The organism is Pseudomonas syringae KCTC 12500, from assembly GCF_000507185.2.
GTDB classification, from domain to species: Bacteria; Pseudomonadota; Gammaproteobacteria; order Pseudomonadales; family Pseudomonadaceae; genus Aquipseudomonas; species Aquipseudomonas syringae.
On sequence record NZ_AYTM02000002.1, the window covers coordinates 3,996,878 to 4,023,427 of the forward strand.

Below are 26,550 nucleotides of genomic sequence, written 5' to 3' on the forward strand. Positions count from 1 at the left end.
AAACCGGTAATAGCCAGGCAGTGACTTCTCTTCAACTTGTGGGTCAATGAACTATCTGACAAACCTTGTAGGAGGCTTCCTGTGAATACGCGTGGTTTACTCGATCAATTGCTCAAGTCCGGACAAAGCATGTTGCAGGACAAGAACAAAGGCAAATCCGGCAAGCAATCGTCGGGCAGCGATTCATTGATCAATGGTCTCGGCAGCCTGCTTGGCGGTGGTAAAGGGCAGGGCGTTTCCCAGAATGGACTGGGCAGCCTGCTATCTGGCGCCGGTGGTGGTGCGCTGGCCGCAGGTGCCATGAGCCTTCTGCGCGGCAAACGCTCACGCGGGATGGGCGGCAAGGTCTTGACCTACGGAGGTCTGGCGGCGCTGGGGGTACTGGCTTACAAGGCGTACAACAACTGGCAGGCCAGTCAGGGACTCACCGCTCAGCGCGAACCGCAAACCATCGACCGGCTGCCCGAGGCTGAAGCCGAGCAGCACAGCCAGGCGATCCTGCGCGCACTGGTCGCCGCCGCAAAGGCCGATGGCCATGTCGATGAGCGCGAGCGCGAACTGATCGAGGGAGAGTTCACCAAGCTGAACAACGATCAGACGCTTCAGCAGTGGCTTCATGCCGAGTTGAACAAGCCGCTGGACCCGGCCGAGGTGGCCCGGGCCGCGACCACGCCGGAAATGGCCGCGGAGATGTACATTGCCAGTGTGATGCTGGTGGATGAAGAGCACTTCATGGAACGCGCCTACCTTGATGAGTTGGCGCGTGAGTTGAAACTTGAACCCGGCCTCAAGACCGAGCTTGAGGGCCAGGTGCGGAACGCTCAGTAAACTGGCGCTCCGGCCGCCGGCTGCCCGGCACGCCTTGCGTGCCAGGCAACTCGATCAATCAATGATGTTCCATTCCTTCGGCGTTGGTCAGCTCCCTGATCAGCGCTGTCTGCTGCTCTTTGAATGTGGCTTCGAATTCTAGAATCCGTCCTTCGTATTCCGGGTCGTCAAGGCTGATATTGCGTTGCTCGAACTCGTCGGTGAGTCGATGCAGTTCAGTCCTGTAGTTACGTTCGAGTGCTTCGAAGCGTCCAGAGTGGGTTTCGCGCAGGTAGTTGATCCAGTAATCCTGCTGCCCGGCAAAGCGCAGGAAGGGCTCGCCGCGTTCACCGATTTGCACGCGAAGCAGTGCCGTCTCGAACTCCCCCGGCCTGATGGCGGCGTGGGCCGGGTACATCATGCCTTCCGGCGGCACGGGCAAGTCCAGCGTGCTGGCCCAGTGCGTGCGATACGCCAGACGTACCTCGGCTTCATCACGGTTTCCGGCCTGTTCGCGGGCTGCGACATCCAGCTCCGACAGGCGATACAGCCGCACGGTCAGTCGATACAACAGGGCTCCACGCTGCTCCGTTACGACGTCCTGCAACGACTGGCGGATGAACACCAGCACCTCCATCTGGTTAAATTCCAGAAGGATGCCGTCCGAGCAAGTGTCGTTGTGATGAAACAGCCTGAGCGGTTCCTCGGCGATGGCGTTGAGGGTCAGTGCCAGTTGAGGGTCCTCACTCACGGTCGCCAGTACTCGCCAGACGCGTTCGCGCAGCGCTGCACGGCTGGCGATGTTGCGATAATCGGCGCTGTGACGCAGCGAATCGATCAGGTCGAGCAGGTGGCGGGTGTGCTCTCTCGCTTCCAGTTGCTCCCAAATCTCGCGCCGTCCGGTGCTCAACGGGTTGCTGTCGTCCAGCCAGGGCTCTACCGTGACGGGTTCCGGAGTCGCTGCCCGGCTGTCCTCTGATGACTCGTAATCTGATATCGATGAGTCCGAATCATGGTGTTCCGTCCAGTCCATTGCGCTGAGTTCGGGCGGCAGGTCCATGTCGAAAGTGAATGAGCGTCCATAACGCTCTGACAAATGCGCCCGCCGCATGGTGTCGTCGGAAAGCGGATTGCTCAGCAGGCTTATTTCCGTGTGCGCAAACTCGCTGCCGGGATTGGCGAGTATGTGCTCTGGCAATTCGCTGATCAGATTGCCCTCCAGCAACAGTGTCCTGATTTGCGCCGGCACCATGCTCTCCACCCAGGTTGGCCATTCGACCAGCCCTGCATTGTTCAGTGACAGCCAGTTGAGCGCTGTGCCACCGAGGCTGTTCAGGTTGTTGATGGCGCCTATCCGGTTGCCATCCAGTTCCAGCCGCTCAAGCGTGGCAATCCGGCCGAAGAAATCGATGTGCTGTTGATCGACCAGCATTCCCTGATCCATCAGCGATAGCGAACGAAGTGATCGAAGCTCGAGCAGTGCCGGTGGCAGTTGCAGCAGGGGCGCGACATGCCCGTTCAATTCCAGCGAGGTCAGGTCAGTCATGCGGCGCAACAGTTGATCAAGATCAGCGGCCGTGCCGGTGACTCTGCTCAGATGCAGATAGCGTACCTGGCGATAAAAGAAATCTGGCAGTTGGCGCGGAAAGTCGGTCAACGCAATGTCTGCAAGGCGCAGGGGGCTGTGGATTTGTCCCAGGCTGAAGGTTCGCCAGTGATTGATCAGGATCCTGCCGATCTGACGGCGCGATTCGATGAGCTGCTCGCTTGGTGCGGCCATTGAGCTGGAGGCATGCGTCCACTGATCAACGGCGGCAAATAGTTCGGCGCCTTGTGTCAATTGCCTGTTCACAGCGGCCCTCACGGCAAGCGGAGTGTCCATGACAAAACTGAAGGAACTGCCAGCGACCGCTTCGTTGATACGTGCGTGTATTGCGGTGTGTCGGGACAAGGCGTTGCCGCGCAAGTCAATCACGGTTCGATGCTCTGCGCTGGGGGGATTGTCGAGGATCCACCCGGGCAGTTCCGTCAGGTTGTTGTGGGCCACCGACAGTTCGCGGATGTTGTTGGGGATCATGTCGGTCAACCAGGACGGCCAGCGGTGCATGCCGACCCGCTCCAGCACCAGCCGATCGAGGTGCAGCCAGCTCAGGTCCATGGGCAATACGCTTATCAGTCGATTGCCACTGAGGTCCAGCATCCTCAGGCCGGGCATGTTGCGTAAATGATTCATCTGCGCCTGATCCAGAAAAATCCCCTGGTTGATCAACCCCAGTTCGGTCAGTTGTGGCAGCACACGGGACACTTGTTGAGGCAGGTTGAAAAAGACCGAGGTCTCGGGGGCGAGCCCGGCAGATGGCTCACTGACCAGGTTCAGTGCCCGGGTATGCGGGAAGCGTTGCAGGAAGACTCCCAGTTCGGCGCTGTTGTTCAGTTGCCGGGGCAGGTTCATGCCGGCAGGCGCCAGGTCAATTGCATCCGGCTCGACCGCTATGTTTTCCAGACGCAGCGCGGTAACGCGGCTGAAGAAGAAATCCGGCAGATGTCGCGGAAAGTCACTCAACGAGACCTGCTGCAGGCGCAGCGGCTCAAGCGTGCGTCCTATCTCGGGGAGATTGTTGAGGCGCCAGTGGCTCCAGATCGCGTCGTTGAGACGCCTGCGACTGTCTATATGAGTCTGACTCATAGCGGGCATTGCCACGGATTCATAAGCCCAGGCATCGAGACTTGCGCGCAACAGCATTTGCTCGCCCAGCAGGTCGTTGAGGCGCGCATCAATGGTTCTGTTGTCCCAGCCGGTGTGGCGCAGGCGGTTGAGAATGTCGTCGGGAAAGGCGTCTTCCAGTTCAAGCATGCGGATCTTGTCCAGCAGGCTCTCGTCGGTCATGTGCCAGTCGACCCTGGCGCCGCCGCTTAACGGATAGCCAAGGCGACCGTCGGCCAGGCGCATGGGAGATTTCGTGCCTGGCTTGATCGCCTGCATGTTCAGCAATGGCGCGAGGTGCCGGCGGGGCAGGGGGTTTTCCTGGATCAGCGCTGCCAGCGCCTGACCCTGGCCGGGGTGGGCAAAGCCCAATTGGTTGCGCTCGGCATCGGGCAGGGCGTGCAGCACGGACGAGTAAAGATCGTCGAGCCCGTGCAGGTGCCGGTCGTCGGCGTCACGGGTTTCGTAGCGATTGCCGTCCTTGATCAGCACTTTGCGTACCGGCGCATCCGTCGGACCAATGCTGTCGATCAAACGGCCACCGAAATACCGGTTATGGACCTCAAGCCTGACCTGTGCAGGCCATTGCGGCAGGGCTTCAAGGCTGTGCAACGCTAGACAGTCGCTGTTGGCGCTGGAGACCGAGGTCAGATAAAGCCCCTCATAGGCCCGCGCCAGCCTCACTTGTTGTAAATAGGCGCTGGCCTCTTCGGCAATGGGCAGTGGCACACGGCGTTCCGTCGTCAGTTGCAGTCGCTCTGCCGACGAGGCGTGGCTGGCCAGCTCCTGAGCGACCAAAGGTGGCAGGCCGGGAAATGCCTTCTGCAAGGTTTGCGCTCCGTCCGCCTCGGCGACGTTCAATGCGCGGTAACGGGACTCGAACAGCCAGCCTCTGGTGGCGCGGGCGCGTGCCGCCAATTGCGCCCGTAGCGTGATCAGTCGCGGTGACATGCCAAGCTGACCTGCGCCGAACTCTTCATTGAGCAGGGTGCGGATTTCGTTGTTGCTGAGCTTTTCCAGCACCTGACGCAGGGCATCCGGCTGATCGGCATGTACAGTGATGTCGAGGGTGTCAGCCGCGACCGGCTGGTACGCCGGGGCGAATGTCTGGAGCTTTTGGCCCTCGGCATCCACCAGCACCAGCGCGCGATTGCCAGGCCAGCCACGGTCCTGGCTCAGCAGTTCAAGTTGAAGCGGTGCCGCCGCGTTTACATCGTTGGCTTCCAGTTGCTCTATGCCGTGCTCGATCTCCTGGTCCAGTTGGAACCGGCGCGCAGTGTCCTCAAGCAATGCGGGAGGGCGACGCTGATCGGTCAGTGCCTCGCGCATCACCGATTCAGGCGTGTTGCTGACATTGACGATGCGCCTGGCGGTGCTGTCGGAAAACGTATCGCTGGAATAGCCCAGCCGTCGAAACAGGTTCAGTCCTTCCATCGCCAGCGGCTGATCGAGCTCATGCAGCCATGCTCCGGCGCCGTTGTGTCGCAAGGCGGGCCGGTAGCTGTCCGCGCGGGTCGGATGCTCGATCAGGTAACCGTCGCCGTTGGCGGCAGAGCTGACCGAATAGGTGCGTCCTTCAAGTGGCAACCATTGTTTACCCTGCCATGTGTACAGGCCTGTAGCGTCGGGCTGCAGACCCTTGGGCAGGACGATGTCATGGGCAAAGGGGGTCAGATCAGGCTTCCACAGGCGGGTCATGCCGCCCGGCAAATCCACGGGCTTGAGGCTGTTCACGAATTCGGGCGCCTGTACCGCCGGGATGCCTGCTGCGCTCGTCGCCGCAGCGCCAAGCGCCGATATCAGCGCAACGTTCTCGACCACATCGAACAGGTAGGCGAACGCCTGCTGCTTCTCGTCCCTGGCCCAGCTCTCCACGCCCTCATACACTTCGTGAGCCAGCTGGATAGCGGTGACCGCCATCATCACCTCGCCCAATACCGGAACCACGAAGCCTGCAATATTCAGAACATTGAAGGCGGTGTCCATGAAGTACTGCACGCGCTCATCGAAGGTCTTCTGGTCCTGTGCCGCATTAGGCACACCATGAAACAGTGCGTCGTCGCGCAAGGCTGCGCGTTTGCGCTCGTACAGGTTGTCCAGCAGCGGACCTTGCAGCACGGTTTCTCTCAGGTCGAGTCGGGCGTTTCTATCCGCCTCACGCTCCAGCCACTGACGCTCGAAAATGCCGCCTTTCTTGACTTTGGGGTGCAGGCGCTCGGACAACTTTTCAAACAAGGCACTTCGATGGCGCGCAGGTATGAAGCGCATGAAGAAGTTCAGGTAGCCGTTAATGAACATCCGGTCGCGCAATGCGTTTATAAACACTTCGACCGAGTCGTACTCCTTCAGCGGCGCAACGGGATCATCCGGGATATACACCACAATCCGTTCTGTCTGCGTGGCCATCTCCCGGTCTTTGCCAATCACCAGAATACCGGTTAGTTCGATATCGCCCAGGCACAGTACGCTGCAACTGACCGGCCGGTTATCGAGTCGGACATGCTGTTTGCCATCGAGAAGCTCCAGTAAGGCGCCTTGCAAACCCCGGCTGATCAGCTGTTGCAATGACGCAATCTGCAACTGTAGCCGGATCGACGATGCTTCCAGTTGCATGAAGCTCTGGCGCAGTCTCGATGCCGCAGCGTCTGCCGTTTCGTCGGGTGTCGAAGGCCTGCTGAAGGCGGCCTGGATATGCGCCTGATATTGGCCGCCCAGATCCAGCTCACGGCACAGCGCCGCAAAGCCGGTCGGGGGGATCGGCAAGGACGTGCCGCTGATCTGTTGGCCGATGATGTCGAACGAAGAGAACACCTGGGCCTTGATCCCGGTGCTGGAGTCCATTGCGCCCGGAGCTGTTTCCCAGGCTTCGAAATTCTGCAACGCGGCCTTTAGCAGGCTCTGGGTCGACGCCCTCAGGGCAATGTTTGCCTGCGTTATCGGGTCTCTGGATGCCGTATTGAATGATTGGTCGACCCGTGCACGGCTGGCGTGGAACAGCCAGGTGTTGGCGACGTCCACTTCCAGCCCGAAGCGATCCTTGATGGCAGCTGTCAGCAGGGGCCTTGCGAAGTTCTCCAGCGTCGACAGACTGTCCAGCGTCGGACGAACCTGTTGTTCGTACTTGCGATGCTCGGCATACAGGCGCTGCAGCTCGGCGAGCTGATCAGGGCTGGACTTGCGTGCGCCTGCCAGCCATCGCAACGGGCGCCGAAGGGCTTTGCGCAAGGTTGCATGGGTTGCCGGCGCTGCGTGAAGCAGCCACTCGGGGGATTTGTCTTTTATCAGTTGCAGATGCGGGGGCTCAGGAGCCTTGCCCGTCAGAGATAGATCCAGCATTTAAGTGCCTTGTCGTGAATGAACAGGCGACAAAGCTTACGGCCGCGACTTGCCGTGCAAGTGCTAACTATCTATGTACTCTCGCTGTTTCTGAAGGCCATTGCTCAAGTAGTGGTCGCGATGGCCGACAAGACATGAAGAAGGGTGAAATAGCGGCGTTCGATAGCGGCCGTGACTTCATTTTGTATTACCCATGTAACGTTTGACGGCTGGGCTATACTCACGCCGTTTGGACCGTCCGTCGGTCCGCTTCTTGAACACGGCCCGACGCCGTCGTTGAACTCTTGAGGGCTGACTGTGAAGAACTGGACCTTGCGCCAACGGATTCTGGCGAGTTTCGCCGTCATCATCGCAATCATGCTACTGATGGTGGTTGTATCTTATTCACGGTTGTTGTCCATCGAGTCCAGCGAGGAAGATGTACGTCTCGATGCGTTGCCCGGTGTCTACTACAGCACCTTGGTGCGCAGTGCCTGGGGCGAGAGTTACATCCGCACGCTGGAGCTGATTGCCGAAGGGCAGGGGCGGCCGCTGACCAAGCAGGAACGAGACCAGTTTCAGGGCTTTGACGAAAACCTGCAGGCCCAGATGGACGGCTACAAGAAGTCCATTTTCGATGATTCAGACAGAGACAGCTTCGCGCTTTTCGAAAAGCGCCGCGAAGCTTATTCGCGCATGCTCGCCGAGGTTCACGCCAAGTACGATCGCGGCGACTACGCAGGCGCGCGTGCCGAGTTCTATGGCGATGTCAACCCGGTCTGGCTCGCCGGCCGCAAGCAGCTCAATGAGCTTATCGTGGCCAACAAACAGCTGGCTGATCAGGCCACCACCAACATTGTCAACGCCGTGCTGGCGGCCAAGATCAGCATGATCCTGTCGCTGTTGGTTGCTGTGCTGGCGGCTGCGGCCTGCGGTCTGTTACTGATGCGTTCGATCATGGCTCCAATGCAATTGATCGTGAGTATCCTGGACGTCATGCGCAAGGGGGATTTGAGCACCCGTCTGAGCCTGTCGCGCAAGGACGAGTTCAATGCGGTCGAGACCGGTTTCAACGACATGGTCACTGAGCTCACCGCGCTGGTTGCGCAGGCGCAGCGCTCCTCGGTACAGGTCACTACCTCGGTCACCGAGATCGCTGCAACGTCACGTCAGCAGCAGGCCACCGCCACCGAAACCGCTGCAACCACCACCGAGATCGGCGCTACGTCGCGGGAAATCGCCGCCACTTCGCGGGACCTGGTGCGGACCATGACCGAAGTCACTTCGGCGGCAGACCAGGCGTCGGTTCTTGCCGGTTCCGGCCAGCAGGGCCTGGCACGCATGGAAGACACCATGCATCAGGTGATGGGCGCTGCCAATCTGGTCAACGCCAAGCTGGCGATTCTCAACGAGAAGGCCGGTAACATCAATCAGGTCGTCGTCACCATCGTCAAGGTCGCCGACCAGACCAACCTGCTGTCGCTCAATGCCGCCATCGAGGCCGAAAAGGCCGGTGAATACGGTCGCGGGTTCGCAGTGGTGGCCACCGAGGTGCGTCGCCTCGCCGATCAGACTGCCGTTGCCACGTATGACATCGAGCAGATGGTGCGGGAAATCCAGTCGGCGGTGTCTGCTGGCGTGATGGGTATGGACAAGTTTTCCGAAGAGGTGCGCCGCGGCATGTTCGAGGTCACTCAGGTCGGCGAGCAATTGTCGCAGATCATCCATCAGGTTCAGGCGTTGGCACCCCGTGTGCTGATGGTCAACGAAGGCATGCAGGCCCAGGCCACCGGCGCCGAACAGATCAACCAGGCGCTGGTGCAACTGGCGGATGCCAGTAGCCAGACCGTCGACTCACTGCGTCAAGCCAGTTTCGCCATCGACGAGTTGAGTCAGGTCGCGGTCGGGCTGCGCAGTGGCGTTTCGCGTTTCAAGGTCTGAAGGATCAATGAGCGATCAATCGCCGAGGCGCAATGGCACGCCACTGACCGCCAGCAAGCTATTTCTGCTGTTTTGCATCGGCGAAGACCGCTATGCACTGGACGCGACCGAGATCGCTGAAATTCTGCCGCGGGTAAAACTCAAGGCGATTGCCCAGGCACCACACTGGGTGGCGGGAATCTTTGCCCATCGCGGCGAGATCGTCCCGGTGATCGACATCAGTGCGCTGAATTCCGGTCAACCGGCCCGCTCGCGGACCAGTACGCGCATGGTGCTGGTGCATTATCGCTACGACGACGCGCACCCGGCGCAGTTGCTGGGGCTGATTCTGGAACAGGCCACCGAGACGCTGCGCTGCCCTGTTGCGCAGTTCAAGGCGTACGGGCTGGACAATCGCCTGTCACCTTACTTGGGGCCGGTGCGTGAGGATGAGCAGGGCCTGTTGCAGTGGATTCATGTCCACGAGCTGTTGAGCGAGCCGGTCCGCGAGTTGTTGTACCCGGTGCCGCCGATTGACCTCGAATTGCTTGAGGACGCGCAATGAAGGTGGATGATTCGCGCTTCTTCAGCTTTCTCAAGGAGCGTATCGGCCTGGATGTGACGTCCGTCGGCGAGGCGATCATCGAGCGCGCCCTGCGTCAGCGGGCGGCGGCTGCCCACTGCGCTGACAGCGATGCCTACTGGCATCTGCTGGTCTCGTCGCCGCAGGAGCAGCAGGCGCTGATCGAGGCGGTGATCGTTCCCGAGACCTGGTTCTTTCGTTATCCCGAATCGTTTCTCAGCCTGGGCATGCTGGCCCGTGAGCGTATCGCCAGTCTTGCCGGTGCGCGCCCCTTGCGCATTCTCAGCCTGCCGTGCTCGACCGGTGAGGAGCCATATTCCATCGCCATGGCGTTATTCGACGCCGGGGTCGACGCCAGGCAATTCAAGGTCGATGCCATCGATATCAGCCCTGTTTCGATTGCCAAGGCCGAGCACGGCGTTTACGGGAAAAACTCCTTCCGTGGCAGCGACATCAGTTATCGCGAGCGGTATTTCAATCCGGTCGCTGACGGCTTTGAAATCGCTGACAGTGTGCGCGCCTGTGTGAGTTTTCAGCCGGGCAACCTGCTGGACCCAAAACTCGCCTCGCACGTGGCCTATGACATCGTTTTTTGCCGCAATCTGGTGATCTATTTCGATCGACAGACCCAGCAACATGTGTTCAAGGTGCTCAAACAACTGACCCGTGAAGACGGCCTGCTGTTTATCGGTCCGGCAGAGGGCAATCTGCTGGCCGCTATCGGCATGCGCTCGACGGGGATCGCCCAGTCATTCGCTTTTCGGCACGCGCCCGTCGATGCGGCGGTGCCGGCCCCGGCGCCAAAACAGGTCGCTGCACCCGTTGCCCCGCGTCCTGTCGTCGAGGCGCCTGCCAGAGCGGTCGCGCCACGACCTGCGCCGCGCACATCAGCTGCATTTGCGCCTATTGCAAAACCAGTCGCTGCGCAGGCCAATAGCGAGGTGTCGGCAGTGCTCGACAAGATTGCGGGGCTGGCCAACGAAGGCAAAACTGCCGAAGCGCGGGCTGCATGCGAGCGTTACCTGCAACAGCATGAGCCGGTCGCGCAGGTGTTTTACTGGCTGGGTCTGCTCAGTGAAGTGGAGGGCCGTGTGCCACAGGCGCAGGGCTTCTATCGCAAGGCGCTGTATCTGCAACCGCAGCACTCCGAGTCGCTGGCCCAACTGGCGGCATTGCTGGCGGCCCAGGGTGACACTGCCGGCGCGCGCCGCTTGCAGGACCGCGCTGCGCGTGGCGCGAATAAACAAGGAAACCACTGATGACGGGCGTGTCCGGTTTTTCCAGTCTGACCCATGATCAGGCCCAGGATATCGATGATTGCTGGAACCGCATCGGCATTCATGGCGATCGCTCCTGCCCGCTGCTTGCAGAGCACATCCACTGCCGCAACTGCGCGGTTTATTCTGCCGCCGCCACCCGACTGCTGGACCGCTATTCGCTGGCCCAGGAGTCGCATGAACATTTTCAGGGCTCGGTGTTGCTGCGCGACCTCGAGACCCGCTCGATTCTGGTATTCCGTCTTGGCGAAGAGTGGCTGGGGCTGGCGTCGCGCTGCCTCTCGGAAGTCGCCCCCAGCCAGACCATCCATTCACTGCCACACCAGCGCTCGCGTGCGTTGCTGGGTGTCGCCAATGTACGCGGCGCTCTGGTAGCGTGCATCTCACTGGTCGAGCTGCTCGGGCTGGACAGCACAGCGGTGAGCACCCCGTCTACGCGTGTTGTGCCGCGCATGCTGATCTTAAGCGCCGAAGGCGGCCCCGTGGTGGTGCCGGTCGACGAGGTGGACGGCATTCACGCCATTGACGAGCGCGAGCTGGAAGCCGCTTCGGCGTCCGGCTCGCACGCCAATGCCCGTTTCACTCGTGGCGTTCTGCAATGGAAGAGCCGCAGCCTGCGCTGGCTGGACGAAGATGAGTTGTTGTCGGCGGTGTATCGGAGCCTCACATGACGCCAGATCAAATGCGTGACGCCTCGCTGTTCGAACTGTTCACGCTGGAAGCCGACGCGCAGACCCAGGTACTGAGTGCGGGCCTGCTGGCACTCGAACGTAACCCGACCCAGGCGGATCAGCTGGAAGCCTGCATGCGGGCCGCTCATTCGCTCAAGGGCGCAGCGCGTATTGTCGGCGTCGATTTCGGCGTGAGCGTCGCGCATGTCATGGAAGACTGCCTGGTCAGCGCCCAGGAAGGCCGTCTGCTGCTTCAGGCCGAGCACATCGACGCGCTGCTGTCGGGGACCGATCTGTTGATGCGTATCGCCACGCCAGGCAGCGACAGTATTGGTCAGCCTGATATCGACAGTTATGTCGAAAGGCTCAATACGTTGCTGACTTCCGGCGCTGGCGCAGCACGCACGGTGAGCACGCCGCTGCCAGACCCGGCCTCGGACGCTTTGCTCGCCAGCGCGATGCTTCAGCTTGAGACTTCCAGCGGTGCGGCTGTGCCCGAGCCCTTGGTCGCAGCATCGCCTGCGCCCGCTCATCCAGCCGTCATGCCGGAACCTGAAGCGCCGTTCACGCCATTGCGTGAACGGCGTGTGGCCGAAGGTGGCGAGCGCGTGTTGCGAGTCACTGCCGAGCGCCTCAACGGTTTGCTGGACATGTCCAGCAAATCGCTGGTCGAGACTCAGCGCCTCAAACCGCTGCTGGCCGGTATGCAGCGGCTCAAGCGTCTGCAAAGCAGCAGCGACCGTGCGCTGGAAGTGCTGGGTGCCAGTTTTGGCGAGGAAGGTCCTTCGGCCGATGTGCAAAAAGCCCTGGAAGACGCACGCAATCTCTTGTCCCAGGCGCAGCAGGTGTTGGCCCGGCACACTGCCGAGCTGGATGAATTCGGCTGGCAGTCGGCACAACGTGCGCAACTGTTATACGACACGGCACTGGCCTGCCGCATGCGGCCTTTCGCCGATGTGCTGAACGGCCAGGCGCGCATGGTCCGCGACCTCGGGCGTGAGCTGGGCAAACAGGTCCGCTTGCAGATCGAAGGCGAGAAGACGCAGGTCGATCGCGATGTGCTGGAAAAGCTCGATGCACCACTGACCCATTTATTGCGCAACGCCGTGGACCATGGCATCGAATCGCCCGAGCAGCGCGTGGCGTCCGGCAAGGACCCTGAAGGTCTGATTCGTCTGCAGGCCTCGCATCAGGCCGGCTTGCTGGTCGTTGAGTTGAGCGATGACGGTGGCGGCGTGGACCTTGAACGTGTGCGCCAGAGTATCGTCGACCGCAAGCTTTCGCCTGCCGAGACCGCTGCGCAGTTGAGCGAGGAAGAACTGCTGAGTTTTCTGTTCCTGCCGGGCTTCAGCATGCGCGACAAGGTCACGCAGATTTCCGGCCGTGGTGTCGGCCTCGATGCCGTGCAGCATATGGTTCGCCAGATGCACGGCAGCGTCGAGCTGCAGCAATGGGCGGGCGAGGGCAGTCGCTTCAGAATTGAAATGCCGCTGACGCTTTCAGTGGTGCGCAGTCTGGTCGTGGAAGTGGGTGGTGAAGCCTACGCCTTTCCGCTGGCTCATATCGAACGTATGCGCGACCTGCAGCCTGACGACATTCTGCAGTTGGAAGGGCGTCAGCATTTCTGGGATGAAGAGCGCCATGTAGGCCTGGTCTCGGCCAGTCAATTGCTGAACCGGCCGCCTGCGCAGAAGGCCGGAGAGACGCTCAAGGTCGTGGTGATTCGCGAGCGCGATGCGGTTTATGGCGTCGCCGTCGAACGCTTCATTGGTGAGCGTACGCTGGTGGTGATGCCGCTCGATACGCGCCTGGGCAAGGTGCAGGACGTGTCGGCAGGGGCTTTGCTCGACGACGGTTCGGTGGTGCTGATCATCGATGTCGAAGACATGCTGCGCTCGGTGGAAAAACTGCTGAATACCGGCCGCCTGGAACGCATTGATCGACGCAATCGCCAGGTAGACCAGGTATCACGCAAGCGCGTGCTGGTGGTCGATGATTCGTTGACCGTGCGCGAGCTGGAACGCAAGCTGCTGCTCAGTCGCGGCTACCAGGTGTCGGTGGCCGTGGACGGAATGGACGGCTGGAACGCCCTGCGCGCCGAGGACTTCGACCTGCTGATTACCGACATCGACATGCCGCGTATGGACGGTATCGAGCTGGTGACCCTGTTGCGCCGCGATACCCGCTTGCAGTCCTTGCCGGTCATGGTCGTGTCCTACAAGGACCGCGAAGAAGACCGGCGTCGCGGTCTGGACGCCGGCGCCGATTATTACCTGGCCAAGGCCAGTTTTCACGATGATGCCTTGCTCGACGCTGTCGTCGAATTGATAGGAGACGCGCAAGGATGAAGATTGCCATCGTCAACGATATGCCCATGGCCATCGAAGCCCTGCGCCGTGCGCTGGCTTTCGAGCCCGCACATCAGATCATCTGGGTGGCGTCCAATGGTGCCGACGCCGTGCAGCGTTGCGTCGAGCAGACCCCGGATCTGATCCTGATGGACCTGATCATGCCGGTGATGGATGGTGTGGAAGCCACGCGCCGGATCATGGCCGAAACACCCTGCGCTATCGTCATCGTGACCGTCGACCGCGAGCAGAACATGCGCCGCGTGTTCGAAGCGATGGGGCACGGCGCGCTGGATGTGGTGGACACGCCGGCCATTGGCGGTCCCAATCCAAAAGAGGCGGCGGCGCCCCTGCTGCGCAAGATCCTCAATATCGACTGGCTGATCGGCCAGCGTGTCGGCTTTGAACGGGGCGCGGCTGCACCGCGGGCCGCGCCGTCCAGACGTGACCGGCTCGTGGCGATCGGCTCCTCGGCGGGCGGGCCTGCGGCGCTGGAGATTCTGCTCAAGGGGCTTCCGGTGAGCTTCCCGGCGGCGATCGTCCTTGTGCAGCATGTCGATCAGGTCTTCGCCGCCGGTATGGCCGACTGGTTGAGCTCCGCCTCCGGCCTGCCGGTGCGTCTGGCAAGGGAGGGTGAAACGCCACAGCCGGGTGTGGTGTTGCTGGCGGGCACCAATCATCATATTCGATTGCTCAAGGACGGCACGCTGGCGTACACGGCGGAGCCGGTGAATGAAGTTTACAGGCCCTCGATTGATGTGTTTTTCGAGAGCGTTACCCGTTATTGGAATGGCGAGGCGGTCGGCGTTCTGCTGACCGGGATGGGGCGCGACGGTGCACAGGGACTCAAGGCCATGCGAGAGCGGGGGTTTCTGACCATCGCTCAGGATCAGGCCAGTTCTGCTGTGTATGGCATGCCCAAGGCTGCCGCAGCCATTGATGCTGCCGTGGAAATCTGTCCGTTGCCCGCCATAGCACCTCGCTTGATCGAGGTATTTACTCAATGACTGCAGTGCTGAACTTGGCGGCAGTCGGCGATCAGGAGAAAGATCATGAATGACCTGCAAACGGATGAGCTCAAGACACCGGATGAAAACAGCGCAATGGTGCTTCTGGTGGATGATCAGGCCATGATTGGTGAAGCTGTACGGCGCGGACTGGCCGGCCATGAGTCTATCGACTTTCATTTTTGTGCCGACCCGCATCAGGCAATTGCCCAGGCCGTGCAGCTTAAGCCGACGGTGATTCTGCAGGACCTGGTGATGCCGGGCCTCGACGGGTTGACGCTGGTTCGTGAGTACCGCAGTAACCCGTTGACCCGCGATATCCCGATCATCGTGCTGTCCACCAAGGAAGACCCGCTGATCAAGAGCGCGGCGTTTACGGCGGGTGCCAACGACTATCTGGTCAAGCTGCCGGACAACATCGAGCTGATTGCGCGTATTCGCTATCACTCGCGCTCGTACATGACCCTGTTGCAGCGCGACGAGGCCTATCGGGCCCTGCGCGTCAGCCAGCAACAATTGCTCGATACCAACCTGGTGTTGCAGCGCCTGATGAATTCCGATGGCCTCACAGGGCTGTCGAACCGTCGTCATTTCGATGAGTATCTGGAGCTGGAGTGGCGCCGGGCAATTCGCGAGCAATCCCAGTTGTCGATGCTGATGATCGATGTCGACTACTTCAAACCCTACAACGATAACTTCGGCCACCTGGAGGGCGACGAGGCCCTGCGTCAAGTCGCCAAGGCCATCCGTAACAGTTGCAGTCGTCCATCTGATTTGCCAGCACGCTACGGCGGTGAAGAATTCGCCATGGTCCTGCCCAATACCTCGCCCGGCGGCGCACGTCTGCTGGCAGAGAAGCTGCGCCAAAGCGTGGCGGGCATGAACATCCCGCACATTGCGCCAGTGCCCGGCTCCAGCCTGACGGTGAGTATCGGTGTAGCAACCATGACGCCACAGGTCGGGATGCAAAGCCGTCAGCTTATTCTGGATGCCGACAAAGGGCTTTATCAGGCCAAGAACAACGGACGCAACCAGGTCGCGGCTGGCTGACGCCGGCAGCGGCCGATAAAATAGGCTTCACAACGCCTGCCCGACGGGCTGCTTTCGTGGCCCGGCCTGGGGTATACTCGTCGGCTTTGAAAATTTCGCCTGCGAGTGCTGCCTACCATGGAAATCAACCCGATCCTAAACAGCATCAAGGATTTGTCCGAGCGCTCCGAAACCATTCGGGGGTATCTTTGACTACGATCACAAACATGATCGTCTGACCGAAGTCAACCGCGAGCTCGAAGATCCAAACGTCTGGAACAACCCGGCCTACGCCCAGGAACTGGGGCGCGAGCGCTCCCTGCTGGCGCAGATCGTAGAAACCCTGGACGAAATGTCCTCGGGGCTGACCGATGCCAAAGACCTGTTGCTGATGTCTGCCGAAGAAGAAGACCAGGCTGCCGTCGATGACGTCGCAGCCGAAGTCGAGCGCCTGCGCGAATCGCTGGAAAAGCTCGAGTTCCGCCGCATGTTCAGCGGCGACATGGACCCCAACAATGCTTACCTGGACATCCAGGCCGGCTCCGGCGGTACCGAAGCGCAGGACTGGGCCAATATCCTGTTGCGCATGTACCTGCGCTGGGCTGACAAGCGCGGTTTCGACGCCACCATCATGGAACTGTCCGCCGGTGAAGTCGCCGGTATCAAGGGCGCTACCGTGCACATCAAGGGCGAATACGCCTTTGGCTGGCTGCGTACCGAGATCGGCGTTCACCGTCTGGTGCGTAAGAGCCCGTTCGACTCCGGCAACCGTCGCCACACCTCGTTCTCGGCTGTATTCGTTTCGCCGGAAATCGATGACAACATCGAAATCGACATCAACCCGGCGGACCTGCGTATCGACACTTACCGTTCCTCCGGGGCCGGTGGTCAGCACGTAAACACCACTGACTCGGCGGTGCGTATCACCCACGTTCCGACCAATACCGTGGTCAGCTGCCAGAACGAGCGTTCCCAGCATGCGAACAAGGACACCGCCATGAAAATGCTGCGGGCCCGTTTGTATGAGCAGGAAGTGCAGAAGCGTAACGCGGCGTCCCAGGCGCTCGAAGACACCAAGTCCGATATCGGCTGGGGTCACCAGATTCGTTCCTACGTACTGGACGCCTCGCGTATCAAGGACCTGCGGACCAACATCGAACGCAGCGACTGCGACAAGGTGCTTGATGGCGATATCGACGAATACCTGATCGCGAGCCTCAAGCAAGGGCTGTAAACCGTCAGCCGACACCTCAAGTCCCTCGTCGCAAGGCGAGGGCGAACCTGTGATGGAATATTTAAAGACATGAGCGACCAACAACTCGACCCGCAAGCCCTGCAACAGGAAGAAAACACCCTGATCGCCTTGCGCAAGGAAAAGCTTGCTGCAGGCCGTGCCAAGGGTCAGGCCTTCCCCAACGACTTCCGCCGCGACAGCTACTGCAACGACCTGCAGAAACAGTACGTCGACAAGACCAAGGAAGAACTGGCAGAGGCAGCGATTCCGGTCAAGGTTGCCGGTCGCATCATGCTGAACCGTGGCTCGTTCATGGTGATCCAGGACATGACCGGGCGCATCCAGGTCTACGTCAACCGCAAGACCCTGCCTGAAGAAACCCTGGCCGAGGTGAAAACCTGGGACCTGGGCGACATCATCGCTGCCGAAGGTACGCTGGCACGCTCCGGCAAGGGCGACCTGTACGTCGAGATGACCAGCGTTCGTCTGCTGACCAAGTCATTGCGTCCGCTGCCCGACAAGCACCACGGCCTGACCGACACCGAACAGCGCTACCGTCAGCGTTACGTCGACCTGATCGTCAACGAGGAAGTGCGCGAGACCTTCCGCGTGCGCTCGCAGGTCATCGCCCACATCCGCAGCTTCCTGATGAAGCGCGACTTCCTCGAAGTCGAAACGCCGATGCTGCAGACCATTCCCGGCGGCGCGGCGGCCAAGCCGTTCGAAACCCACCACAACGCGCTGGACATGGAAATGTTCCTGCGTATCGCCCCGGAGCTGTACCTCAAGCGTCTGGTGGTCGGTGGTTTCGAGAAGGTCTTCGAGATCAATCGCAACTTCCGTAACGAAGGTGTTTCGACCCGGCACAACCCCGAGTTCACCATGCTCGAGTTCTACCAGGCCTACGCCGATTACGAAGACAATATGGACCTCACCGAGGAACTGTTCCGCGAACTGGCGCAACTGGTGCTGGGCACCACCGACGTGCCTTATGGCGACAAGGTGTTCCACTTTGGCGAACCGTTCGTGCGCCTGTCGGTGTTCGACTCGATCCTCAAGTACAACCCCGAGCTGACCGCTGCCGACCTGCAGGACATCGACAAGGCGCGCGCCATTGCGAAAAAGGCCGGTGCCAAGGTGCTGGGCTTCGAAGGCCTGGGCAAATTGCAGGTGATGATTTTCGAAGAGCTGGTCGAGCACAAGCTGGAACAGCCGCACTTCATTACCCAGTACCCGTTCGAAGTGTCGCCGCTGGCGCGTCGCAATGACGAAAACCCGAACGTCACCGACCGTTTCGAGCTGTTCATCGGCGGTCGCGAAATTGCCAACGCCTACTCCGAGCTCAACGACGCCGAAGATCAGGCCGAACGCTTCCAGGCGCAGGTGGCCGACAAGGATGCCGGTGACGACGAAGCCATGCACTACGACGCCGACTTCGTCCGTGCGCTGGAGTACGGCATGCCGCCGACGGCAGGCGAGGGGATCGGTATCGACCGGTTGGTGATGCTGCTCACCGACTCGCCGTCGATCCGCGACGTGATTCTCTTCCCGCATATGCGCCCGCAAGCGTAATCAATGTTAAAACAGCCGCCTTCAATGGGCGGCTTTTTTTTAGGTGTTTTTCAGATCGACTCATTTCAGAGCGACTTATAAGGAAGCTGTCGTGACGATTGCCAGAGAAGGGGCCGCCGGAGTAGCGAGCGCGGTGGCCAAAAGTGTCAAGTATCAGGGCCGCAAGGCTGCGCGCGAGGGCAGTGAGCAGCGCAGGCAGGTCATTCTCGATGCCGCCATGCGTATCGTGGTGCGTGACGGCGTACGCGCCGTGCGCCATCGCGCAGTGGCCGCTGAAGCCAGTGTGCCGCTGTCGGCAACCACCTATTACTTCAAGGACATTGATGATCTGCTGACCGATGCCTTCGCCCAGTATGTACAGCGCAGCGCTGACTATCTGGCGCGGCTGTGGCAGAACACCGAAGGCATTCTGCGCGAAATGATGAGCCGCAGTTCCGGTAGTCCGACCGACCGTTTTCGTCTGGCGGACGATATCGCGCGTATGGTGATGGAGCACATCCGCCATCAACTTCTGACCCGGCGTGACTATCTGATCGCCGAGCAGGCGTTCTACCACGAAGCACTGATCAACCCGCGCCTGACGCCATTGGTCATGGCCCACCAGGAAATTTTGCTGCAAGGCAGTTGTCAGTTTTTCCAGGTGCTCGGTTCCCTGCAGCCCTATCAGGATGCTCAGGTGTTGACGGGGCTTATCCGTCGCATTGAGTATCAAGGCCTGCTGCATGGGCCGCAGCGTCAGGCCGACGAAGAAATGCTCTGTATCTTGACCCGGCAGATGCGTCTGGTCCTGGGGACCCCGCAGCCGCTTCGAGGGTGACTATACTGCTGCGCGAGTGCCCCGGATCGGCTGTTCAGACGGTTTGACGATCCTGCCAGTTTCGATATTTTCCAGCGGTGGCGTGTTGTTCCGCGCCGCCAAGCAGTAGCGTGACAGCCAGCCAAGGAGTACCGGTGGACGAGTATCAACAGACTATTCGTGCTTTATCGGATCGGATCGTCGTTGCACAGACGCCGATTCGCATTCTGGATGCAGTTAAATGGGATGAGAACGTCCGCAAGGAGTTTCTGGCCGCCAAGGGCAAGGCGCTGCCTGCCGTGGACCGCGCCTATTACGAAAACCGTCCGCTGGGTTTCGACTCTTCCGCCTTGAAGCAAGAGTTTCAGAACATCGAGCGGGACGTCACGCGTCAACTGGGGCAGTTCAACCCGGTCGGGCAGATCATGCGCCGCATGTGCCGTGAGTACCGCATGGTGGTGCGTATGCTTGAGGCACGCGGTACGTCTGACTTCGGGCTGATTTCTCAGGAATTGTACGGCGCGGCATCCGACGCTTTTCATGCGGGTGATCCGACGCTGGCCGATCTCGGCTTGATGCTCTCGGATTACCTGAACAACATTGCCGGGCGCGGTGACCTGAAGGACGAGCCGAAAACGCTCACCGCCAAGGACGCTGTTTCGCTGCTGCAATCGCGTTTGAACCGCGTGTTCGGTGAGGCCGAGGAGACCATCCGGGTTTTCGAATCCGACGGGATCGTCGCCGATGCGGCTGCCGGTGCCGACTACATCAAGATCCGCACCGACGCGATGTTCAACGAACGCGATGTACGCGCGCTGGAAGTTCATGAAGGACTGGTGCACGTGGGCACCACGCTGAACGGGCAAAACCAGCCGATCTGTACGTTCCTGTCCAAAGGCCCGCCATCCTCGACGGTGACGCAGGAAGGTCTGGCGATTCTCATGGAAGTCATCGCCTTTGCATCCTATCCGAGCCGCCTGCGCAAGCTGACCAATCGCACACGCGCCATTCACATGGCCGAGCAGGGCGCCGATTTTCTGCAGGTGTTCGAGTTTTACCAGGAGCAGGGCTTTGGCATGTCGGAGAGCTACGGCAATGCCAGTCGCGTCTTCCGCGGTTCGGTGCCCAATGGCCTGCCGTTCACCAAGGACCTGTCCTACCTGAAGGGCTTCATCATGGTCTACAACTACATTCAGCTCGCCGTGCGCAAGGGCAAGCTCGAACAGGTGCCGCTGCTGTTCTGCGGCAAGACCACGCTGGAAGATATGCGTACCCTGCGCCAACTGGTGGACGAAGGGCTGGTGGTCGCACCCAAGTACTTGCCCGAGCAGTTCCGTGACATGAACGCCCTGTCAGCCTGGATGTGCTTCTCCAACTTCCTCAACCACCTGAGCCTGGACCGTATCGAAGCGGATTACTCGAATATTTTGTAGGCAGCGATCTTCGCTGTACGCCAGCCTGTTTTTGACTCTGGCCGAAGGCCGTAGGAGCGAACTTGTTCGCGAAGGAGAGGTACATTCTCCGAAAGCTCATGACTATGCCTATCGGCCAATGCTCGCGGAACATGGGAACGAGAATCTGAGTCTCGCGCCAGCTCGGCAGTGATGTGGCGATGAAAACAACAAGGAGACCTCATTTGAAACTGCTCGGCATCTTCACGCTGGTCCTTGCGCTCAACGGTTGCAGTTCGATGTTGTTCTATCCCGAGCAAGGTGTTCCGTTCACACCCGACAAGGCGCGCCTGCAGTATCAGGACGTGAACCTCACCGCTGCCGACGGTACGCGCCTGCATGGCTGGTGGCTGCCCGCCAAGGAAGGCGTGCCGGTGAAGGGTACGGTGCTGCATCTGCACGGTAACGGTGGCAACCTGTCCTGGCATCTGGGTGGCGTCTGGTGGTTGCCCGAGCAGGGTTATCAAGTGTTGATGCTGGATTATCGGGGCTATGGCGAGTCGCAGGGCGAGCCAAGCCTGCCAGCGGTCTACGAGGACGTTCAGGCCGCTTTCGACTGGCTGAACACTGCACCGCAAGTGCAAGGCAAACCGCTTGTGGTGCTGGGGCAAAGCATTGGTGGGGCGCTGGCGGTGCATTACCTGTCCGAACACCCGCAGGAGCGCTCGCGGCTCAAGGCGCTGGTGCTGGACAGCGTGCCGGCCAGCTACCGCAGTGTTGCGCGAAACTCGCTGAGCAAGTCGTGGCTGATCTGGCCATTGAAAACGCCCTTGTCCTGGCTGATCCCGGAGGCCGACAGCGCGGTCAACGGCCTGCCAAAACTGGCTGGCACACCGATGCTGATCTTTCACAGCATGGACGACACGCTGGTGCCGCTCGCCAACGGCATCGAGCTGTATAAGGCTGCGCCGCCACCGCGCGTATTGCAATTGACCCGCGGCGAACACGTAAAGACGTTCGCAGACCCTCTCTGGCGTCAGGTGATGCTGCGCTATCTGGATGACCCGACGCATTTCAACGGCCTGCGCCGCCTCGCGGAAGTGCCCAACTACCCGACCCCTGCAACACCGCCAGCGCCATGAGCCGCGAGCGTAACCTCAACGGCATGATCCTCAGCGCGGTGGGTGCCGTCATCGGCACGGTGGGCTGTCTGTGGTTTTACGGCTACCTGCACTTCGCAAAGCCCGAGGATGCACTGCTGCTCGGTGAATTCACCCTGCTCAAAACCGTCCCCGGCGAGGATTACAAGGTCGCTGCCACGCCAGCCGCCGAGGTCGCGCAATGCGTTGATGGCGTACTGGTGTTGTTCGATACGTCGCGGAAAGGCCTGTCGGGCGTATTGATCGATGATCGCAGGCAGGCAGTGCGTTGCCTCGGCCAGCAAACGCCTCGGCAATAAGACAGCCGCAAAAACCCTCGCCCATGAAAAAGCCCCGCCTGTATGCGCAGGCGGGGCTTCGGTGCAGCAGCTCAGTCGCTTATTTCATCGAAGAGCGTGGTGCAACAGGCTGGTTGTCGTTGGAGATGGTGACTTCCACACGACGGTTCATAGCGCGGCCCGAGTTGCTGGAGTTGTCAGCAACCGGGTATTCCTTGCCATAACCCATGGTCACAATACGCGCTGGGTCTACACCCATGCGTACCAGAGCCATACGCACCGAGTTGGCGCGACGCTCGGACAACGACTGGTTGTAGGAAGCCGAACCAGTGCTGTCGGTGTAGCCTTCGACAATCACTTTACGGTCCGGGTTTTCCTGCAGGAAACCAGCCAGCTTGCCAATGTCGCCCTGGGCGGTTGGCTTCAGTTCGGCCTTGTTGTAGTCGAACAGCACGTCACCGAAAGTTACCAGCGTACCGCGTTCGGTCTGCTTGGCGTTCAGGCTGTTTTTCAATGCGGCGATCTGTGCGTCACGTGCTTCCAGGCGTGCTTTTGCACGGTCGGCAGAAGCGTTTTGCAGCGCTGCTTCAGAAGTCCGCAGGGCGATGGTCTGCTTGGCCAGCTCGATACGCTGGTTGGTCAGGTACGACAGTTGGTCGACTTTCTGTACGTCGTCATCGTTGCGGAAGGCTTGTTCTGCCTTGGTCAGCCATTCGCTGGCGTCCTTGGTTTCAAGGGCGGCGACTTGGGTGGCCTGAGGGTTGGTCTGCAGCGCGGTGAAGTTGCTGCGAGCCTGTTCCAGGTTAGGGTTTGGCTTGGTTGCACAGGCTGCCAGGGCAACGCTCATGGCCAGCAGAGCAGGGATCATCAATTGTTTGCGCATAATAAGGTCGTCCTTTAATCAGTTACGAATTCATGAAAACGGAAGGGTGTGCGGGGCAATCACTGCACCTGACGCAGGCCTTCTTCACGGAGTTCGTTGACGCCTTGACGAGCGTCCTGCACGGCCTTGGCAGCTTTGGCGGCCTGAGATTTACGTTCTGCTACACGAGCGTCCCACTCGGCCTGTTCAGACAGTCGGCGTGCTTCTTCGTATTTATGATCCTGCATGGCCAGATCAGCAGCTTTGAGCTTGTCCTGAGCCGACTTCATTTCCACCGCCGCGAACTCGGTACCGCCAGCGCTGACAGCGCTGTTGACGGCCGATTGCGAAACCGCGTACTGCTCGGAAGGCGGGTTACCGGCACAACCGGCCAGGATAAAGGTGCTACCGAGTGCCAGCGCAGCTAACTTGAGGCCGCGCAGGCCTTTGAATTTGGTTTTGGCAGTTAAGGTGTTCATGTTGATCAACTCCAATGTCTGACTCCAACGTGGTTATCCATGACAGTCGTTGCATCAAGTCCGGGCATCAGGTTCTACAGCCGCCTACTGCCTTTCGGGCTTTCCTGTAATGGTTAATTGTTCCGACCTTCACGGTTTTTGAATAGTTCAGATAAATATCTACTGGCCGGTCAGGAATTTTCAGAAGCCTTCAGATGAATGTCAATATGTTGGCCATCATATGAAGGGTGTGGAGCCACAATTAATGACCCTGATGGCGTTCAGGTTTTTGCTGAAGCATTTGTCCAATTGCAGGCTTTTGGTGCACTGTTGGCACAGCGGATTTGAATTCACGTACGCCCGTGCTGCCGAGCGGGTACGCAACTGAGCCCAGATAAAAAACGGGAGAGGAACGATGGCCGATATCGATGCGCGTCTGCGCGAAGACGTTCACCTGTTGGGTGAGCTGTTGGGGAATACGATTCGTGAGCAGCGAGGCGCTGAATTTCTCGACAAGATCGAGCGTATTCGCAAAGGTGCCAAAGCGGGCAGACGTGGTTCGGCGGAAGGGGCTGAACAGCTCAGTTCCAGCGTCGACGGGCTGGGTGATGACGAGCTGCTGCCGGTTGCGCGTGCCTTCAACCAGTTTCTCAACCTGGCCAATATTGCCGAGCAGTATCAGCTCATGCACCGCCGCGACGATAAACAGCCGCTGCCATTCGAATCGCGAGTACTGCCCGAGCTGCTTGATCGTCTCAAAGTCGAAGGTCATTCACCGGACGCTCTGGCACGCCAGCTGAGCAAGCTGGAAATCGAGCTGGTGCTGACTGCGCACCCGACCGAGGTAGCACGTCGTACGCTGATTCAGAAATACGATGCCATCGCTGCGCAGCTCGCCGCACTGGATCATCGCGATCTCAACAGTATCGAGCGCACACAGATTACTTCGCGCCTGCAGCGGCTGATTGCCGAGGCCTGGCACACCGAAGAGATCCGGCGCATCCGACCCACCCCGGTCGATGAAGCCAAATGGGGTTTCGCGGTCATTGAACACTCGCTCTGGCACGCCATTCCAAACTACCTGCGCAAGGCTGACCATGCGCTGCATGCAGCCACCGGCCTGCATCTGCCCCTGGAAGCCGCGCCGATCCGTTTTGCTTCCTGGATGGGTGGTGATCGTGACGGCAACCCGAATGTCACGGCTGCGGTCACCCGCGAAGTGCTGTTGCTGGCGCGCTGGATGGCGGCTGACCTGTATTTGCGTGACGTGGACAATCTCGCCGCAGAACTGTCGATGCAGCAGGCCAGCGATGCTCTGCGTGCCAGCGTGGGTGACAGCGCCGAACCTTATCGGGCGGAACTCAAACGCCTGCGCGAGCGCCTGCGTGCGACGCGCAACTGGGCCAATGCCTCGCTGAGCGAAACCCTGCCTGCGCCGGAAGCGGTGCTGCAAGACAACCGTGAACTGCTCGACCCGTTGATGCTGTGCTTCCAGTCGCTGCACGAATGCGGCATGGGTGTGATCGCCGACGGGCCGCTTCTGGATTGCCTGCGTCGGGCCGTCACATTCGGTCTGTTCCTGGTGCGTCTGGATGTTCGCCAGGATTCCAGCCGTCACTGCGCAGCGATGACCGAGATCACTGACTACCTGGGGCTGGGTCGCTACGAAGAGTGGGATGAGCAGACCCGTATCGACTTTCTGTTGCGTGAATTGAATAACCGCAGGCCGCTGCTGCCGAGCTACTTCAAGCCGGCAGCCGATACCGCAGAGGTGCTGGCAACCTGCCGGGAGGTGGCGGCCGCTCCGGCGGCGTCGCTGGGGTCTTATGTGATCTCGATGGCCGGCTCGGCTTCGGATGTGCTGGCCGTGCAACTGCTGCTCAAAGAATCCGGGCTGCAGCGGCCCATGCGTGTGGTACCGCTGTTCGAGACCCTGGCCGACCTGGATAACGCCGGACCGGTGATCGAGACGCTGCTTGGGCTGCCGGGCTATCGCTCGCGTCTGCACGGGCCACAAGAAGTAATGATCGGCTATTCCGACTCGGCCAAGGATGCCGGCACGACGGCGGCAGCCTGGGCTCAGTACCGCGCCCAGGAAAGGCTGGTGGAGATCTGTCGCGAGCAGCAGGTCGAATTGCTGCTGTTTCACGGCCGCGGCGGTACAGTCGGTCGTGGCGGCGGTCCGGCGCACGCGGCGATCCTGTCGCAGCCACCGGGTTCTGTGGCCGGACGCTTCCGGACCACCGAGCAAGGGGAAATGATTCGTTTCAAATTCGGTCTGCCGGACATCGCCGAGCAGAACCTCAATCTCTATCTGGCCGCCGTGCTGGAAGCGACCCTGTTGCCGCCGCCACCCCCACAACCGGCGTGGCGGACGATGATGGACCAGATGGCCGGCGATGGGGTCAGCGCCTATCGCGCGGTGGTGCGCGAGAACCCGGAATTCGTCGAGTATTTCCGTCAGGCGACACCCGAGCAGGAACTGGGGCGTTTGCCACTTGGCAGCCGTCCGGCCAAGCGCCGCGAGGGCGGTGTAGAGAGTCTTCGTGCCATTCCGTGGATCTTCGCCTGGACGCAGACCCGTCTGATGCTGCCCGCCTGGCTGGGCTGGGAGGCTGCACTGAGCAAGGCACTGGAGCGCGGCGAAGGCGAGGTACTGGCGCAGATGCGTGAGCAGTGGCCGTTCTTCAGAACGCGCATCGACATGCTGGAAATGGTCCTCGCCAAAGCCGATGCGGACATCGCCCGACTCTATGACGAACGTCTGGTCAGCGCCGAGCTGCAACATTTGGGCGCACATTTACGCGACCTATTGTCGCAGGCGTGCAATGTGGTTCTGGGGCTGACCGGGCAGACGCAACTGCTGGCCCACAGTCCCGAAACACTGGAATTCATCAGCCTGCGCAACACCTACCTTGACCCGTTGCATTTGCTCCAGGCAGAGCTGTTGTCGCGTTCGCGTAATCGTGAAGCCAGTCTGGACAGTCCTCTGGAACTGGCGCTGCTGGTGTCTGTAGCGGGGATTGCTGCCGGTCTGCGCAACACGGGCTGATGGATCAGGCCGATGCCATCGTCGGGCCTTTTTGGTCCGGCGATGGCCAGCGCGGGATTTGCAGGCTGGCCTGCGGTAAACCTTGA

General features: G+C 60.4%; 18 protein-coding genes. 15 read left to right on the plus strand and 3 right to left on the minus strand.

The features are described 5' to 3' along the window. The first annotated feature begins 81 nt into the window (after positions 1-81). Positions 82-828, plus strand: coding sequence for a tellurite resistance TerB family protein (locus V476_RS18215; protein WP_024650229.1), 747 nt, complete (start codon positions 82-84; stop codon positions 826-828). A 58-nt stretch (positions 829-886) separates the two neighbouring features. On the opposite strand, the gene V476_RS18220 is transcribed toward V476_RS18215, so the two are convergent. Continuing rightward, positions 887-6,847, minus strand: coding sequence for an NEL domain-containing protein (locus V476_RS18220; protein WP_024960275.1), 5,961 nt, complete (start codon positions 6,845-6,847; stop codon positions 887-889). A gap of 297 nt (positions 6,848-7,144) precedes the next feature. Between V476_RS18220 and V476_RS18225 the strand changes: the two genes are divergently transcribed. The 13 genes from V476_RS18225 to V476_RS18285 all read left to right on the plus strand — a co-directional run bounded on the left by V476_RS18225 (position 7,145) and on the right by V476_RS18285 (position 22,113). Continuing rightward, on the plus strand, positions 7,145-8,767 hold the full coding sequence (locus V476_RS18225; RefSeq protein ID WP_024960274.1) for a methyl-accepting chemotaxis protein: 1,623 nt from the start codon (positions 7,145-7,147) through the stop codon (positions 8,765-8,767). A gap of 7 nt (positions 8,768-8,774) precedes the next feature. Then, a complete protein-coding gene (locus V476_RS18230) occupies positions 8,775-9,311 on the plus strand; it encodes a chemotaxis protein CheW (RefSeq protein ID WP_003314250.1) in 537 nt (178 codons plus the stop codon). Further along, complete coding sequence (locus V476_RS18235; RefSeq protein WP_024683839.1) at positions 9,308-10,588, plus strand: CheR family methyltransferase; 1,281 nt, start codon at positions 9,308-9,310, stop codon at positions 10,586-10,588. Before V476_RS18230 ends, V476_RS18235 begins: the two co-directional genes overlap by 4 nt. Next, positions 10,588-11,277: a chemotaxis protein CheW gene (locus V476_RS18240; RefSeq protein ID WP_004418728.1), complete on the plus strand. Its 690-nt coding sequence runs from the start codon at positions 10,588-10,590 to the stop codon at positions 11,275-11,277. Before V476_RS18235 ends, V476_RS18240 begins: the two co-directional genes overlap by 1 nt. After that, positions 11,274-13,625 (plus strand): hybrid sensor histidine kinase/response regulator, encoded by a 2,352-nt coding sequence (locus tag V476_RS18245; protein ID WP_003391158.1) that lies wholly within the window; start codon positions 11,274-11,276, stop codon positions 13,623-13,625. The genes V476_RS18240 and V476_RS18245 overlap by 4 nt, the downstream gene beginning before the upstream one ends. After that, positions 13,622-14,632, plus strand: a complete 1,011-nt coding sequence (gene cheB / locus V476_RS18250; protein WP_024960273.1) for a chemotaxis response regulator protein-glutamate methylesterase — start codon at positions 13,622-13,624, stop codon at positions 14,630-14,632. Before V476_RS18245 ends, cheB begins: the two co-directional genes overlap by 4 nt. Positions 14,633-14,677: 45 nt before the next feature. Beyond that, positions 14,678-15,682, plus strand: coding sequence for a response regulator (locus V476_RS18255; RefSeq protein ID WP_003314254.1), 1,005 nt, complete (start codon positions 14,678-14,680; stop codon positions 15,680-15,682). A 117-nt stretch (positions 15,683-15,799) separates the two neighbouring features. Then, positions 15,800-16,895 (plus strand): peptide chain release factor 2 gene (gene prfB, locus V476_RS18260; RefSeq protein WP_096114110.1). Its coding sequence is split into 2 segments (ribosomal slippage): positions 15,800-15,871 and positions 15,873-16,895, totalling 1,095 coding nucleotides; the frame shifts between segments, so codons are not numbered across the junction. 69 nt (positions 16,896-16,964) lie between these two features. Beyond that, positions 16,965-18,467, plus strand: a complete 1,503-nt coding sequence (gene lysS, locus V476_RS18265; RefSeq protein ID WP_003415497.1) for a lysine--tRNA ligase — start codon at positions 16,965-16,967, stop codon at positions 18,465-18,467. Positions 18,468-18,558: 91 nt separating this feature from the next. Continuing rightward, complete coding sequence (locus tag V476_RS18270) at positions 18,559-19,284, plus strand: TetR/AcrR family transcriptional regulator (protein ID WP_004418716.1); 726 nt, start codon at positions 18,559-18,561, stop codon at positions 19,282-19,284. Between the two features lie 134 nt (positions 19,285-19,418). Then, complete coding sequence (locus V476_RS18275) at positions 19,419-20,696, plus strand: flavohemoglobin expression-modulating QEGLA motif protein (protein ID WP_003339622.1); 1,278 nt, start codon at positions 19,419-19,421, stop codon at positions 20,694-20,696. Positions 20,697-20,899: 203 nt separating this feature from the next. Further along, a complete protein-coding gene (locus V476_RS18280; protein WP_024960272.1) occupies positions 20,900-21,796 on the plus strand; it encodes an alpha/beta hydrolase in 897 nt (298 codons plus the stop codon). Next, positions 21,793-22,113 (plus strand): PA3694 family proteiin, encoded by a 321-nt coding sequence (locus tag V476_RS18285; protein ID WP_003314260.1) that lies wholly within the window; start codon positions 21,793-21,795, stop codon positions 22,111-22,113. Before V476_RS18280 ends, V476_RS18285 begins: the two co-directional genes overlap by 4 nt. A gap of 79 nt (positions 22,114-22,192) precedes the next feature. Here the strand turns inward: V476_RS18285 and lptF are convergent, their stop codons facing one another. Next, positions 22,193-22,975 (minus strand): lipotoxin F family OmpA-related lipoprotein LptF, encoded by a 783-nt coding sequence (lptF, locus tag V476_RS18290; protein WP_003314261.1) that lies wholly within the window; start codon positions 22,973-22,975, stop codon positions 22,193-22,195. 59 nt (positions 22,976-23,034) lie between these two features. After that, the gene (locus V476_RS18295) at positions 23,035-23,448 is read right to left on the minus strand and encodes a DUF4398 domain-containing protein (protein ID WP_003314262.1); all 414 of its coding nucleotides are present in this window, start codon (positions 23,446-23,448) and stop codon (positions 23,035-23,037) included. Positions 23,449-23,827: 379 nt separating this feature from the next. On the opposite strand from V476_RS18295, the gene ppc reads away from it, so the two are divergent. Further along, positions 23,828-26,464, plus strand: a complete 2,637-nt coding sequence (gene ppc, locus V476_RS18300) for a phosphoenolpyruvate carboxylase (RefSeq protein WP_003422016.1) — start codon at positions 23,828-23,830, stop codon at positions 26,462-26,464. The last annotated feature ends 86 nt before the right edge of the window (positions 26,465-26,550 follow it).